The 14,673-nt window shown below is 66.1% G+C and carries 16 protein-coding genes and 1 pseudogene; 1 reads left to right on the top strand and 16 read right to left on the bottom strand.

Annotated features, from left to right (window positions below; all coding sequences use genetic code 11):
• Positions 1-199 precede the first annotated feature (199 nt).
• The 4 genes and pseudogenes from NA3_RS20820 to NA3_RS20810 all read right to left on the bottom strand — a co-directional run bounded on the left by NA3_RS20820 (position 200) and on the right by NA3_RS20810 (position 3,011).
• On the bottom strand, positions 200-601 hold the full coding sequence (locus NA3_RS20820) for a hypothetical protein (protein ID WP_062965261.1): 402 nt from the start codon (positions 599-601) through the stop codon (positions 200-202).
• A gap of 123 nt (positions 602-724) precedes the next feature.
• Positions 725-1,069, bottom strand: a pseudogene (locus NA3_RS39300) (ATP dependent DNA ligase); the annotation flags it as partial.
• Between the two features lie 105 nt (positions 1,070-1,174).
• Positions 1,175-1,366, bottom strand: coding sequence for a hypothetical protein (locus tag NA3_RS20815; protein WP_062965260.1), 192 nt, complete (start codon positions 1,364-1,366; stop codon positions 1,175-1,177).
• Positions 1,367-1,412: 46 nt separating this feature from the next.
• Entirely contained in the window at positions 1,413-3,011 is a 1,599-nt protein-coding gene (locus NA3_RS20810) for an MFS transporter (protein ID WP_062965259.1), read from the bottom strand.
• A 132-nt stretch (positions 3,012-3,143) separates the two neighbouring features.
• Here NA3_RS20810 and NA3_RS20805 point away from each other — a divergent pair, with 132 nt between their 5' ends.
• Positions 3,144-3,737, top strand: a complete 594-nt coding sequence (locus tag NA3_RS20805) for a helix-turn-helix domain-containing protein (RefSeq protein WP_062965258.1) — start codon at positions 3,144-3,146, stop codon at positions 3,735-3,737.
• Between the two features lie 315 nt (positions 3,738-4,052).
• Here the strand turns inward: NA3_RS20805 and NA3_RS20800 are convergent, their stop codons facing one another.
• The 12 genes from NA3_RS20800 to NA3_RS20750 all read right to left on the bottom strand — a co-directional run bounded on the left by NA3_RS20800 (position 4,053) and on the right by NA3_RS20750 (position 14,672).
• Positions 4,053-5,504, bottom strand: coding sequence for an aldehyde dehydrogenase (locus NA3_RS20800; RefSeq protein WP_062965257.1), 1,452 nt, complete (start codon positions 5,502-5,504; stop codon positions 4,053-4,055).
• 17 nt (positions 5,505-5,521) lie between these two features.
• The gene (locus NA3_RS36130; protein ID WP_084491713.1) at positions 5,522-5,743 is read right to left on the bottom strand and encodes a tautomerase family protein; all 222 of its coding nucleotides are present in this window, start codon (positions 5,741-5,743) and stop codon (positions 5,522-5,524) included.
• Positions 5,744-5,851: 108 nt separating this feature from the next.
• The gene (locus NA3_RS20795; protein WP_062965256.1) at positions 5,852-6,274 is read right to left on the bottom strand and encodes a GlcG/HbpS family heme-binding protein; all 423 of its coding nucleotides are present in this window, start codon (positions 6,272-6,274) and stop codon (positions 5,852-5,854) included.
• A 73-nt stretch (positions 6,275-6,347) separates the two neighbouring features.
• Positions 6,348-7,022, bottom strand: coding sequence for an HAD-IA family hydrolase (locus NA3_RS20790; RefSeq protein WP_062965255.1), 675 nt, complete (start codon positions 7,020-7,022; stop codon positions 6,348-6,350).
• The gene (locus tag NA3_RS20785; RefSeq protein WP_062965406.1) at positions 7,019-8,065 is read right to left on the bottom strand and encodes a PEP/pyruvate-binding domain-containing protein; all 1,047 of its coding nucleotides are present in this window, start codon (positions 8,063-8,065) and stop codon (positions 7,019-7,021) included. Before NA3_RS20785 ends, NA3_RS20790 begins: the two co-directional genes overlap by 4 nt.
• A gap of 5 nt (positions 8,066-8,070) precedes the next feature.
• The gene (locus NA3_RS20780) at positions 8,071-9,819 is read right to left on the bottom strand and encodes a PEP-utilizing enzyme (RefSeq protein WP_062965254.1); all 1,749 of its coding nucleotides are present in this window, start codon (positions 9,817-9,819) and stop codon (positions 8,071-8,073) included.
• A gap of 97 nt (positions 9,820-9,916) precedes the next feature.
• Positions 9,917-10,387, bottom strand: coding sequence for a hypothetical protein (locus NA3_RS20775; protein WP_062965253.1), 471 nt, complete (start codon positions 10,385-10,387; stop codon positions 9,917-9,919).
• 22 nt (positions 10,388-10,409) lie between these two features.
• Complete coding sequence (locus NA3_RS20770; protein ID WP_062965252.1) at positions 10,410-11,471, bottom strand: NADH:ubiquinone reductase (Na(+)-transporting) subunit F; 1,062 nt, start codon at positions 11,469-11,471, stop codon at positions 10,410-10,412.
• A 39-nt stretch (positions 11,472-11,510) separates the two neighbouring features.
• On the bottom strand, positions 11,511-12,422 hold the full coding sequence (locus NA3_RS20765; protein WP_062965251.1) for a catechol 2,3-dioxygenase: 912 nt from the start codon (positions 12,420-12,422) through the stop codon (positions 11,511-11,513).
• The gene (locus NA3_RS20760) at positions 12,422-12,844 is read right to left on the bottom strand and encodes a 2Fe-2S iron-sulfur cluster-binding protein (RefSeq protein WP_084491712.1); all 423 of its coding nucleotides are present in this window, start codon (positions 12,842-12,844) and stop codon (positions 12,422-12,424) included. Before NA3_RS20760 ends, NA3_RS20765 begins: the two co-directional genes overlap by 1 nt.
• A complete protein-coding gene (locus NA3_RS20755) occupies positions 12,844-13,170 on the bottom strand; it encodes a phenol hydroxylase subunit P4 (RefSeq protein WP_062965405.1) in 327 nt (108 codons plus the stop codon). The genes NA3_RS20760 and NA3_RS20755 overlap by 1 nt, the downstream gene beginning before the upstream one ends.
• The gene (locus NA3_RS20750) at positions 13,167-14,672 is read right to left on the bottom strand and encodes a YHS domain-containing protein (RefSeq protein ID WP_227995222.1); all 1,506 of its coding nucleotides are present in this window, start codon (positions 14,670-14,672) and stop codon (positions 13,167-13,169) included. The genes NA3_RS20755 and NA3_RS20750 overlap by 4 nt, the downstream gene beginning before the upstream one ends.
• Between the last annotated feature and the right edge of the window lies 1 nt (position 14,673).

Here is a 14,673-nt window from a genome sequence, read left to right as displayed (position 1 = left end):
CGTCGGGACCTACTGGTGGCAGCCAGCGGTCCAGGGCGGCCGGCGGGGCGGAGTCGTCCAGTCCAACTACACAGTGATTCCGACCGCCGCCACAGGCGTCCTCGCCGAGTAGCGATCTCCCCCAGGACAACTCGTCGCACAAGGCCGCCGGCCTCACGCTGACTGGCGGCCTTGTCCTGCCGGTCCGCCGCTTGACGGCTTACGCGGTGTGCATGGCGGCGGTGATCTTGCGGATCATCTCGGTAGTGACCGGGCCGGGCCGGACATCGGCGGTGGCGGCCTCGATCGCGACCCGCACGATGGTGCGGAAGTTGTCGGCCTCGGCGGGATCGGACTGTTCGAGCAGAGCGACCGCGGCGGTCAGGGCGGGCAGCACCTGGTCGGCGAGTTCGGCGACGGACTTGCCGGCCAGTTTGATGTCCTTGGACTTTGCCGCGAGGACGTGTCCGACCGTGCCGGTCGCCGACAGCAGCGCCGTCGATCCCGCGGTGGCGGCCTTGTGGGGCTTGCTCGATCCGGCGGCCAGCAGGGAGACCGCGCCGTAGGCGGCGGTGCGCACGGTGAGCTGGTCCTGGGCGGTCAGGGCGAGAGTGGCGTACATGGTGGTCTCCTTCGAAATCTGTTGTGGCAGTTGCCCGGCCGGTTCGTTGGCCGGGGCTGTCGTGTTCGATGGACCTACTGTGTCCGGCCTGGCTGACAGCACACTGACGGCGACCTGACGCGGTCACTGACACCGAGATCGGTCCGCCCCGCAGTCGCTGATCCTGTCCTGCAGGGACAAACCAAACGCCGCAGCTGAACCGGGGTGGAGTGGGTCGGGCGGGCAGCCCGACATCGCGGGATCCTCATCGGAACGCAATCGGGCCCAGCTCGGATGCCGCGGTGCAGTGGCGAATTCTCGATAGAACACCGTCACCACAAGGCCGGGTTCACTCCAGTACACCGGCCGCGGCCATAACCGCCGCGGCACCGCGAACGGGATTGTCTCCCGGGCGATCTCGTCCGGCCGCGCCTGCAGCACCCGCCGCTGCTGGACCGAGAACCCGGTGCCGACAGTGCCGACGTAGACGAGTCTCCGGCCGAGGTGCGGGCCCGCCCAGGATCAGCACCCGAACACCCCGCCGCGAGGACGGCTACCCGGGATCCAGCCCGCTACAACCACGTCCGCTGAGCGTCACTGTCCCGGAGTGGTCCCCCCGGCGGGGATGAGCAGCCGCAGCCGCCACCAGTACGAGTACGAACCCGGTGCGTGTGCGGTTTCCCCGGTCGGCGCGATGAGTGCCCGTGCGTCGTCCTCGATCTCGACGATCTCGAAGACGTGGTCACTGTCAGCCGACTTCTTGACCAGGGCACCTACCTCCAGCACACGTCAACAATACGAGACCCGACCGGTCGGTCCGACAACAGTGGGGTTACCCGCCGACAGCACCAGCCCCCTCGAGGTGCTCAGGCGTCTCGGCGTCGTCGGCGGGCTCGGCAAGGTGGGTGTTCGGGCCGAGCGCCAGGATGTAGATCAGCAGTCCGGCCAGGACGGCGACGCCCACCCACATCGCCTGTTGCCACCCGTCGACGAAGGACTGCCTGGCCGCCTGGACCAGTTCGTGTGCGTGTTCGCCCGCGCCGGCGGCGACATCGAGGGCATTGGCGACGCCGCCACGGGCGATATCGGCAGTGTCATGCGGGATTTCGTCGAGTTTGCCGTCGATGGAGTGGCGGTAGCCGGTGGCCACGAGCGCCCCGAGCAGGGCGACGCCGAGGGCGGTGCCGAACTCGCGAGTCACGTCGTTGAGTGCCGAAGCGACGCCCTGCTTCTGCTGCGGTAGGGAGCTGGTGATGGCGTGGGTGGAGGGGGTCATAGCCAGGCCCATGCCGACGCCCATGGCGATGATGCCGGGCAGGATGGACAGGTATCCGCCCTCGACGGAGGCGAATGCGGCCATCTGCGCCAGACCCAGGCCGCTCACCGCGGTCCCGATTGCCATGGTGGATCGGGCGCCGATCCGTTCGGACAGTGTCGGCGCCAGGCCGGAGGTGAGCATCATGGCCACGGCCATGGGCAGCGTCGCCACCGTGGCCAGCAGCCCGGACCAGCCGAGCACCGCCTGGAAGAACGGGAACAGGACCACCGCGATACCGGCTTGCACGCCGTAGACGACCAGCAGTGTGATCGAACCGCCGGCCAAACCTCGCGCACCGAAGAACCGCACGTCGAGCAGGGCCGCGTCGCGGCGTCGCAGTTCCCACGCGATGAACCCGGCAGTGGCCAGGACACCGAGGGTCAGGCTGATCAGGGTGGCCGGTGCGGTCCAGCCGCGGTCGGGGCCTTCCTGCAGCACGAAGATCAGACCGACCACAGCCACGATCGAGATCAGCGCGCCGACGGTGTCGAAGCCGTGACCGCCGTGCTCACGGGAATTGGGCACCACAGTGAGGGTGGTCGCCAGCGCGGCCAGGACCAGCACGAGAGGAAGGAGGAACAGCCATCGCCAGTCGGCGATGTCGACCAGCAGGGCGGACAGGAACATCCCGAGGATGCCGCCACCACCGGCGACGCCCGTCCAGACACCGATCGCCTTGCCGCGCTGCTCTTCTGGGAAAGTCGAGGTAATGACGGCCAGGGTGATCGGCATGATCATCGCCGCACCGATACCAGCGGCCACGCGCGCGCCGATCATCACCTCGGCGCTCGGGGCGAGCCCGGCGACCGCATTGGCGACTCCGAAGACGACCAGACCCGCGACGAGCATGGGTTTGCGTCCCAGGCGGTCACCAAGGGCGCCCAGCGGCAGCAGCAGCGCGGCCAGGGTGAGGGTGTAGATATTGATGATCCACAAGACGGTGTTCTGAGAGGCACCGAACTCTACGGCCATCTGGGTTTGGGCAACGTTGAGCCCCGAGACCGATGCGATGACGGCCATCAGCGCGAGGGAGACCGCGACCAGGATGGCTCGCAGCCGACCGGCGTCCGGTGCCGCGTCACCAGCGCCGCCGGATGTGGGTGGGTTGTTCATGGCGTCCTCTCGGAAAAGGGAATGGCGAAGATCGACGCCGGGGTGGCCTGAGTCGGCCGGTTCAGCCGCCGGTCCGGTCGATCCACTGGTGACGGTAACCACGCCTTGCGTCATCGGCATACACTCTTGCCTATGACGCAAGAAGACGGTGATTTGGACAGCCTTGTACGCAAGCGCATCCGCGCCCTTCGCGTGGCCCAGGGTTGGTCACTGGAAGAACTGGCCGCCCGAGCCCACCTGAGTCAATCCAGCCTTTCCCGGATCGAGAACGGTCACCGGCGCCTGGCGCTGGATCAGCTGGTCACCCTCGCCCGAGCCCTGGACACCACGCTGGACCAGTTGGTTGAATCCGACGCCGACGATGTGGTGATCAGCCCCATGATCGACGCAGCGCACGGAATCATGCGCTGGTCGATGAAAGCCGAACCCGGCATGAGCGTGGTCCGTCGACGCATGACCGAACCACCGCCGGACAACCCCGCGCGTATGCGCGCCCACCCCGGTCGCGAGTGGCTGGTCGTCCTGTCCGGCACCGCCATTCTGATGCTGGGCCACCGGCGCTTCCGGGTCGCGACCAACCAGGCCGCCGAGTTCCCCACCATGCTGCCTCACGCGATCGGCGCCGAAGGTGGACCGTGCGAAATCATCGGCATCTTCGACCGCGAGGCTCGCCGCGGCCACCAACGCGACGACCAGGACTGCTCCGCCGACGGTTCGTGTGGCTGAGCGCCGGCGGTGCTCCGAGGAGCGGCGGTTCACCGGCCGGAGCTCGGAGGCGGCGAGCGGTGAACACCGACAGAGAACTTTCCGTGCTCAACACGGGCGTACCCGATCGGCGGGTTGTGAACGGACGCCGGAACTTTCGCGGCCGGTCCGTTTCGGCGACGGATGGACGCGCGGTTGCGAGGCGCGCTCGGCGAGAACCGGTACATCAACACCCTCTTCCGAACTATCCGGGCCGGAACCAGACCATCCAGGCGCGCTCCAATGAACGGCTGACACCGGGCCACCGATATCCGCCGCCCCGAGCTGTCGAACCGTTCAGTCCATGGCTGATGGCGCGATTTGCATGACAACGGCTTTCGGCTCGGTGAAGAACTCACGGCTGAAGTTTCCACCTTCACGGCCGATGCCTGAATCGCCACTGCCGCCGAAGGGTGCCCGCAGGTCGCGGATGAAGAAGCAGTTGACCCATACCGTCCCGGCGTCGAGCGCGGCGGCGACGCGATGGGCTCGGCTCAAGTTCTCCGAGAACACCATGGCATTGAGGCCGTAGCGGGTGTCGTTGGCGAGGGCGACGGCCTCGGCCTCGGTGTCGAAGGGCACGATCACGACCACCGGCCCGAAGATCTCCTCGCGGAACAGTCGCGAGGACGCCGGATCGATACCCGTCACGGCTGTCGGTCTGACGACCCACCCCTCGCCGCGGCCGCCGGTGAGTACCGTGCCCTCGCTCGGCGCGAGGTCGAGGTACGCACTCACCTTGTCGAAATGTTGTTTCGAGGCCAGCGGACCGAACTGCGTCGCCGTGTCCTTGGGATCACCGATGACCAAGGCCTCGGCAGCGGCGGTGAATCGCGACACGAATTCGTCGTGGATGCCGCGCTGCACGAAGAGCCGACTACCGGCGAGGCACACCTGTCCCGCGTTCGTGTAGATGGCCCGGATCGCCCAGTCGACCGCGTTGTCGAGATCGGCGTCGTCGAAGACGATGTTCGCGCCCTTACCGCCGAGCTCCAGGCTGACCGGGGTCAGGTGCTGCGACGCGGCGCAGGCGATAATCTTGCCGGTGCCGGATTCACCGGTGAAGGTGATCCTGTCGACCGCCGGATTCTCGGTCAGTGCCTGTCCGGCCGACTCCGGCCCGTACCCGTGCACGACGTTGAGGACGCCGGGCGGCATACCCGCCTCGAGCGCCAGGCGCGCCAAGATGGTCGCTGAGGCCGGAGTGTCCTCGGCGGGTTTGAGGACGACGGTATTACCCCACGCCAGCGCGGGCGCGACCTTCCACGTCTCCAGCATCAGCGGGAAGTTCCACGGTGCGATGGCCGCGACCACGCCGGCCGGCTCGTAGCGGGTGTAGATGTGGTGCCCCGGCATCGGCAGCTGCTCACCCGTGGACAGGCGAGCATGGTCGGCGAAAAACCGGAAATTGTGCGCTGCGCGAACCACATCCACGCCCTGGCTCTGCGCCAAGGGCTTGCCCATATCCCGGGAATCGGCGAGGCCGAGTTCGCGGGAGTTCTCCTCCATGAGGTCGGCGAGCTGGTGCAGAATCGCGCCGCGCTCGGCGAAACCCATTCTGGGCCACGGTCCTTCGTCGAAGGCGTGGCGCGCGGCGACGATCGCCCGATCGGCCTCGGCCGCGCCGCCGAGTGCCACCTCGGCCCACGGCTCCCGCGTCCAGGGGTCGACGGTATCGAAGGTGGCGCCGTCGTCGGAGTCGACCTCCTTGCCGTCGATGACATGACCAAATGAGCTCTTCGCAGGCATGAACCGCTCCGTTCGAATCAGTGGGGACGCGCGGAATCCGCGCGCGCGGAGGCACGCCGCTCCGCGATGGTGATGTCACCGGCTGCCCAGTGCGTCGTCGCGACTTCCCGGACGACAACACGAATGGCGGGCAAAGGCGCGTCCACGGAACGTTCGACAGCGCCGGTGACTTCGTGAATCAACGCCCGGATCTGTTCGGGCGAACGTCCTTCCGTTATGGTGACCTCGACTAATGGCACAGCGATATCTCCTTCTGACGGTCTAGGCGCAAGCCGGTATTCCGACGGTAGGCACGCCGCTCCTCGGCGCCGGTACTCGTTCCCCCTGGTGGAACACGATTCGCAGGATCACCGCGAGACCGCCGCCACGCCGGCTTCGGCGATGCGGCGATCCTGTTCCGCACTGCCGCCCGAGACGCCGACGGCGCCGACCAGCCCACCGTCCACGTAAATGCCTGCGCCACCGCCGAACACGATCAGACGATCCGTCTTCACAATTCCATGTAGCAGCGCGGGATCATCCTTGATCAGGTCGAACCACTCGTGGGTCGCCAGTCCGAATGCCGCCACGGTGTAGGCCTTGTCCTGCGCTATCTGCCCCGACAGCAGTGGGGCGCCGTCCATCCGGCCGTAGGCGACGAGATGTCCGGACCGGTCGGCGACCGCGATCGCGACCCGGACATCGAGTGATTTCGCTTGTCCCGCAGCGGCATTCAGGACGCGCTGTGCCGCATCCAGCGCGATGGTTCGCGCGTCGATCAGGTCGTCCATGTATTCGAGTCAAGCGCCACCCGAGCGGCGGCCCCACGATTGTTCCGCTCCCCGGAACCGCTGTACGGCCTCGTCAGGGTCGCGGATCCAGCCCGAGGGACCAGCCGATCTCGCGATACGACTGCGCCGGCCGGGTTACGTCGAACAGCATGGCCCGCATCCCCATGGCGCGCGCCCCTTCGACGTTGGGCGCATGGTCGTCGACGAATAGCGCCTGGTCGGCGGTAACCTCCAACGCCTCCAACGTCAGCCGGTAGGCGGCCGGATCGGGTTTGAACACGCCCGCGATCGAGCCGTCGATCACCACGTCGAATTCTTCGAGCACCCGAGCCCGGCTGATCCACTCGTCGCTGTAGAACGAGGCGAGATCGTTGGTCAATACCGCCGTCCGCAGTCCGGCTGCCCGCGCGGCGCGCACCGTCTCGTAGACCGGCGGCCGGATCGCCGAGTCGATGTCGGTACATGGGTAGAGTTCGGCCATCAAACCGCGAATACCGCTGTTGCCCGAGCCCTCACCGATATTTGTCATCGCGGCCGCATCGGCCGCCCGCGCCGCCCAATAGGCGGGCTGGTCGATCTCGGCCGCCACCACTCGGCGCCACAGTGGATCACGGTCCGGGTCGAATGGCCCGGTCCACTCGAAGGTGCCCGATTCCAGTCCGCGCCGCCGTTCGAAGCGCCGCAGGACTTCGAACGGCGTGACGAGGATCGGGCCGCCGAAGTCGAGGATCAACGCGCACGCAGTCACGATGAGCCGCCGAAGGCATAGCGGTACGCGTATTCGGCAAGGTCCCAGACGATTGCGGGCTCGGCCGTTCTGGTCACCGGACGTGCCTGCACGATCGTCACCGGTTCCCCGGGACACCGGGAGCGCTCGATCACCCACTCCACGTCGACGGGGTAGCCGAAGTACTCCTCGATAGCGCACACCGCGTCCACGACCGCGGCGATGTGGTCCTCGTCGACACTGGCAGCGCGGCGGAACCGAGCGGGCATCACGGTGTCCACGACCTCCCCGCGGGCGTAGTCGAACGCGGCGACCACGTTCTTGTCCGCGATCTCGTAGGCCAGCATGCGCCGATCGGTCCTGCCGACTTCGATGTGGTCCGGTGTCACCGCACCCCGGACCACCGTCTCGCCGTACCCCCATGTGCTTTCCAGCACGATCCGATCGCGGCGCCCGGTCACCGGATGGATCGAGAACGCGACACCCGAGGCGCGCGCCGAGACGAGCTCGAGCACAGCAACGGCCATCGGCATATCCGCGGCCGATACGCCCCGCCCCAGCCGATACGACAGGGCACGCGCCGAGAACAGGCTCGCCCAGCATCTGCGCACAGCGCCGAGGACTCGTTCCGTGCCCGATACGCCGAGGTAACTGTCGAACATGCCCGCGAAACTGGTGTGTCCGCCGTCCTCGCCGATCGCCGAACTGCGCACGGCGACAGGTTGATTGACCTCGAGACAGCGGAAGTTCAGTTCTGCGTAGGCATCGGTGATCGCCGACTCGATGGCGTCGGCCATCGGCCGCCGCGCGAATTCGGTGCCGATCACGTCCGCCACCCGCGCACAGTCCCGCACATCGGAGAGCGTGGCGAGTTGTTCGCTCACGAAGGCGTCGAGTTCCGATTCCGCGCAGAATCGGCGGTAGCAGTCGGCCGTGACGGCGAAGCCCCGGGGCACTCTGAGACCGATGGCGGCAAGTTCGGCGAGCCGCCCGGCCTTCGGCCCCGCGACTGTCGTCGCCGTCGACGCGTCGAGGCGATCCAGCCACACGATGTGCTCGGCCATGACGTTCACCGGGTCGTCTCGCAGCGCAGATAGACCGTGACGGTTCCGTTCGTCCCATCGACCTCGATATCGTCGCCGTCGCGAATGACCGTTGTCGCCACACCCACGGCGGTGACCGTCGGCACCGCGTACTCCCGGCCGACGATCGCCGCATGCGACAGCGGTCCGCCGCCGTCGCACACACATCCGGCGATCTTCGCGAAGGCGGGAGTCCAGTTGGGTGAGGTCGATTCGCAGACCAGCACATCTCCCGGGCGGATCCGATGCAGATCGTCGGCGTTGGTGAAAACCCGCGCGATCCCGCGAGCTACACCGCCGGCCGCGCGCACACCGCGCAGCGTGGTTGTCGACACGGCTGCACCATTACCGCCGACCGCGCGGAGAAAGTGGCGGTTGATTCCGAAGACCTCCAGCAGGATCGGATCGTTCACCGACACGGGCACGGTGCCGATCACTTTCGGCAGGCTCGCGCGGCGCGTGCGCCAGTGTTCGAAATAGTCGCGCCGCTCGCCGATCAACGCCGTGAGCGACTGCCACGGGGTATGACCGTCCAGAACCGACATCAGCTCGGGCCAGAACAGATACAGCACATCGTCGGGCCGATCCGCCCCCAACTGCTGGGCCGCGATCAGGACGCCACTCCGCAGTGGCAGCGCGGCGCGCAAGTCGATGTAGTAATCGTGCTCTTCGTTCCACCAAGCGAAATTCGCCCGGCGGCAGGACGCGAGACCGGCATCGAAGGCACGCTGCTCCTCGCGGGTCAGCCGGGAACGGGCGGCGTCGAGGGCAGCGTCGCGTGCCGCGACCGACGCCGTCCGTGCGGCATCGAAATCGTGCAGTTCCGCCTTCTGCAGCAACGTCTTGATCGTCCCGAGCGGTGAGGTCGGATCCTCTGTCCAGCTCGGTAGTGCGACGTCGTCTATGCCCTCGGTCCGCCAGCCGTATTCCGCCAGGAACGCATCGAAACGAGACAGCCAGGTCGCGGCCCGGCCACCGGCCGCGCGCAGCACCTTCGACAGCGATTCGGGTTCGGTGGTCGCGAAAATATCGTCGAGCCCCATCGTGCGAGCTGCCCCGGCCAGGGCACCCAGCTCACGATCGGTCGCGGTGATCCGGTTGTCCCGGCCGCCGAGAAAAATCCCGATGTCGGCCGGGTCGATATTCAGCTCGGTACACAGTCCGTAGAACGCCATGTAATTCGCGAGCAGTGGATACATCAATTCGAAATGGATTTCCCAAGCCCGGCGATGATGAGCCCGCGCTCGCAACAGATAGCGGGACAGTTCCACGCGCGATCCGATCGATCGGCCGGCGTCACGCAACCGTGCCCAATCGGCGTCGATCTCGGCGCAGCGGTGGCGCCAGAGCTGCTCGAAATCCTGTACGAAGGCCGGCAGCCGCTGGGCGAATTCCCTGGCGCGGGCGTCTCGTTCCCCCGGTCGGTCCAGCGCCACCTCCGCGGCATAGGCGTGGGTGCCGACGGTCCGGACGGTTATGCCGCGGCCGGAGGGCAACTGCAGCACCCGTGCGGCGTGTTGGGCGCCGCGCGCGTAGCCGTCCGCGAGACTGATCAATCCCATCGGGGTCAGCCCCCGTGGCCAGTGGAAATCCAGGAACCAGAACCGGTCCTGGTCGCCGGCGCGGAACCGTGAATACGGATCGACAGGCGACGGCGTGGTCCCGTCGTCGAGATCGCGACAACCGGGATAGCCCTCGTCGGCGACCAACTCGTCGAGCGGTACCACGGTCGGCATCGCACTCCCTTCCGCATCCCCAACAGCCACAGTGCAGCCTATGCACGGGCGCAGCGGTCGCAGGATCGGCGAACCCCGGGCCGCTGCCTTACGGTACTCATACCGAGGACGTGTCGCGGCTGCTGTCCCCGCCGGCTCGGGCCGGGCCGGCGATCAGGTCGATGACGAGGTCGTCGATGCCGCTCGCACCGCTCGGCCGCTGCGGTACACCGTTGTGATCGTCGCCGGTTTCCAGACGACCGGAGTGCCTGTCCTCCTGTCGGACGAACAGGCGATAACGACGGCCCGCCCACCCCAGTTCGAATGCCAGCACCCCGGTCCCGTATTCGTCGCGCAATTCGATCCGTTCGACGCCTGGGCCGAGCATAGCGTTCGCCTCGGCAACCATATGTTCGGCGTAGGCCCGCAATCCCACCCATTCGTCCACGGCGACGGCAATCGCGCAGGTTTCGCTGCGCTCGGCCCGGAATCGCCGCCCCTCCGGGAGCGTGCCGCTGTCCAGGACCGCGCGAATACGCAGCATGAACGGAGTGAAGACGACGTCACGCTGGCTGATTTCGGTGATCATCCGATGTCCTTTCGTGGTTCGGTTACGACGTCTTCAGCAGCGGGCTGCGGAGGCCGCCGGTCGCCTTGTCCGACGCATCGAGGAATTCCTCGCGGAAGATGTCGCGCGGAAACAGGCGCTTGCCCATCAGCGTCTTGACCGCCGCGTCCACCATGGGAGGTGGACCGCACAGATAGGCGACATGTCCGCGGCAGGTCGGGAAATCGCTACCGACGACGTCGGTCACCAAGCCGTGCGCGAATCCCTCGACGGCCTGCTCTGACAAGCACGGCCGGTAGGTGAACTGCGCTGTGAAACTCCGCTCGAGCTCGCGGAAGAACTCGACATCGTAGAGATCGGCCTCGGTGCGCGCACCGTGATACAGGTACAGGCGCTGCGGCAAGCCCGACTCGAGGACGTGCCGGATAATGGATTTCAGTGGTGCCAGACCCGTGCCGCCGCCGATGAGAATCGCCGGCTTCAGGTTCGCTTCCCGGAGGAAGAAACGCCCATAGGGCCCGGCGAGCCGAACCGAATCACCGACGGCCAGGGTGTCGAAGACCCAGCCTTCGGTCGCGAGCCCACCGGGCGTGTTCCGAATCTGAAGTTCGATACGTCCGGGTTGCCCGGGCGGATTCGCCATCGACCAGCAGCGGGTTACGCCCTTGCCCGGAACCGAAACCTGCACGTACTGACCGGCATTGAACGCCATCTCACGATCCAGGTCGATCAGCAGCCGCCGCGTGCCGCGCGCGATATCGGCCATCTCCACCACCGTGCCGGTGTAGTCGCCGATCGGATGGAACTCGACGCCTTCCTCCACTTCGACATCGGCCTCGATGGTCACATCCGACCGTGGAGTCGCGGTACAGATCAACGCCTTGCCCCCACCGCGTTCGAAATCCATCAGCGCGTAGGTGGACGCGTCGTTGTGCTCGACGTGGCCGTCGAGCACCTGGACTTTGCACGTCGAACAGGTGCCGTGCGTGCATGCATGCGGCAGCCAGACGCCCTGGCGCAGGCACGCATCCAGAATGTTCTGGTCGGATCGGCATCGAACTTCCCGCTCGAGGGGCTCGATCGAGATGGTGTACGTCTCGGCCATCGGTGATGTCCTGTCTTGCATAGTGAATGTCGCTGCGGCTCAGGTGAATACCGTCGTGAACGTGTCGCGGACCTCGCGCGAGATATAGACGATGCCCTTGTTCGCCTGGTCCGCGGTCCAGGTGATCGTGGGGAAATCCGCGCCCGTGATGTAGCCGCCGGAGAAGACCTCGTTGCGATTGCCGGACGGGTCGAAGAAGTAGATGGTCTTGCCGCGCGTGATTCCGTGCCGGGTCGGGCCGATATCGATGGACACGTCGTCCATCGCGAAAATGTCTCCCGCACGCAGGATTTCGTTCCAGTCCTCGAGCCAGTACGCCCAGTGGTGCAGCTTGCCGTTCTCCCCCTTGATCACCGCCAGGTCGTGTGCCTTCTGACCGCAGAACAGCCAGCTGCCGATGAGATCGGGATCGGCGGGATCGGTGATGAGGCGCTCGGAAACGCCGAAATCCAGGCACTCCATGAAGAATCGTTCGACCAGCGCCGGATCCTCGGCTCCGATCAGGGCGTGGTCGAGGCGGTGGACGCCGGCGCCGCGGACGGTACGCGGCCACGGATCCGGGTTGAGCGTGCCGGTCTCGGTACCGACGTACTCGATCTGGGTATACAGCTCGAGGACGTGCTCCGAGGGCAGTGTGATCCGCAGGCCGTCGCCGACCGCGAGATTCTCCCCCTTGCTCATGCGCTGGGTGGTCGCGCCGAACTTCTTGATCCGATTCTCGTACCGTGCGAGGTCGTCGTCGGTGTGCACCTTGTAGCCGAGCTTGACCAGGCCGACTCCGCCCTCCTCGAGCACCACCGAATGGTGATCGAATTCGTCCCACGCCTTCAGGTAGACCTTGCCGTCCTCGCGGGCGACGACCGTCTGACCGAGGGTGTTGCTGTAGTGCTCGACCGCTTCGTCGAGGTCGGTTACTCGGGCATGTACGTACCCGATCTTGTTGACCGGCATCAGGGTCTCCTTCTCTGAACTATGTTCGACCGGGCACCGCCGGATCGATCGTTGATCGCGTGGCCGGCATTCGCGCGGCGAATCTGTTCGATCTCCTGCTGCGTGGCCGCGAGCAGCCACGGAAATACCAGCTTCAATTTGCTGTCGGGCCGCATCCTCAGTACGGCCTCGTCCGAGAGAATCCGGGCCCGGCAGGTGAGTACGACACCGGCTGCCTTTTCCTGTTCGCCGAGTACCGAATCGGCTACCGTCGTGTCGTAGCCCACCGCGCCGGACACCAGATCCGCCTTGCAGATTCCGCAGCCGCCGCGGCGACATCCGAACCGGTAGGTGAATCCGTCGCGGCACGCCGCTGCGAGGATCGTCTCGCCTTCGCGAACCGGAAGCACGATGTCCCCCGGTTGCATACGAAGCAGTGGCATCAGGCCACCCGGAACCGAATCAAGCCTTTGTGGACAACGCCGAGCTCGGCGAGGGTCTGCTCGGGTCGCGGCTCGAACGGCGTCTCGTCGAGGCGCCAGTCCCCCGCCGCCTCGGGCCGATAGTCGGGATCCGAGCCGGCCCACGGATCGAGCACCTGAGCCTTGAACTCACCCCACGTCATGTGCCGGGGCACCCTGCAGCACGTCGGGACGGTGATGAAGATCTGCCCTTCCCACAGCAGATTCACCAGCAGATCGTCACCGAAAAGTTCCTGGCGGTCTCGGCCGAGGACGTCGTAGGCACCGATGGATTTCACGACACTCATGCCCGCGCTCCCGTCGGTTCGTGCCACGCCGCCCAGTTCGACGCGTCGCGCGATGTCGTGTACTCGCCGGAGTCGCCCGGCTCGAGCCCCCACCAGTCGAAGACCTCCGGCATGGTCGGGCCACCACAGTTGCCCTGGTAGATCTGGTGCACCGGCAGCCATGCCTGGATGTACTTCTTCGGTTCCCGTTCGAAGATCCACCGGCACCCGTCGGAGCAGAAGTTGTACCGCTCGTCCTCGTAGGTGCAGTGCTCTACCAGGATCGTTGAAGGATCACCGATCGGTGAGAACCCGCACGGGATCTGGCACACCTGGCACAGCGTGGGCAGACCGCCGTTGAAGAACCGGTTCCCACCGGCCTGCATCCGCGCCGCCTTGTCGTACAGCGGACGGTAGTACCGATCGAAGGTTGCGGGGTACTGCGCCGACAACCAGTCCATCTCGGCCTCCGGCGGGACCGTCGTGGTGAAGCCGGCCGCGTGTGAGAACTGGTAGAAGATCCAGTGCACCTGATGGCTGACATAGTCCTTCTCGGCGATCGCCTGCTCGATACCCATCGGCGGGCGGATGCCGTAGTAGGCGAGGTCGGGGAACAGCCCGTCCAGCATCTGCTGCTCGAGGTAGAGCTCCCACGCCTCCTTCCAGCTCATCACCTTGCGCGGCAGCATGTAGTCCTGCATCATCGCCACGATGCCGAGCAACCGGTAGCCACGCCAGAACCACTTGTCGATCCAGTCCTGCATGATGGGCACGTTGACCTCGTCCTGCTCGAGGATGAACTTGATCACCTCGAGGCCGAGGGTCATATGCCGGCTCTCGTCGCTTTGAGCGGAGAAGCCGAAACTCATCGTCGACAGATCGCCGTTGTAGCTCGCGCCGCTCATGAACGGTACGAAAAGCAGGTTGGTCAGGAAGTATTCGAAGCTGAACGAGATCGCGGTCAGGAATTCGAAGGGCCCGCCCGAGACCGCGTCGTCGAAGAACGATTTCGGGACGCTGTTGTACCAGACGCGGTCGTACATCCGCCCGGGCGAGTGGAATCCGCTGTAGTACTTGTTGAACATAGACAGCGCGTGCGTCTCGGTCTGGGCGTGGCGCAATTCGTCGATGCTCTGGTAGAGGTTGGCGCACCGCGGGCCGGGGCCGTTCAAATGCCGTGCGATATAACTGAAGTGGCGGTGCACGTAGTACTCGTTCGGCGTAATGCCCTGCAGGAAGATCTTAACGCTGTTGAGGTATCGGGCATCGGTGAGCTGCAGATGCCCCTGCCCTTGCGCGAAGCTGTCGAAGGCGGCATAGAGCCGCTTGTCCTTCTCCGCCTGATATTTCGAGTACGCGTCCACGGTCAGCCGGAACGGGTCCTCCCACGCGTCCCAGTCGTGGATCTTGATGCCCTCGTACTCGGTGTACGGATACAGCTCGTCCTCGGTGACATAGGAGGGCTTCCAGTCCAGGTCACGGGTGAGCAGCCGGTACCGCTCCTTCATCGATGCTTTGGCCACG

Source organism: Nocardia africana NBRC 100379, from assembly GCF_001612635.1.
Classification (GTDB): domain Bacteria; phylum Actinomycetota; class Actinomycetes; order Mycobacteriales; family Mycobacteriaceae; genus Nocardia; species Nocardia africana.
The sequence above is the reverse complement of the archived record's forward strand: the minus strand, read 5'-3'. Positions and strand labels throughout refer to the sequence as shown.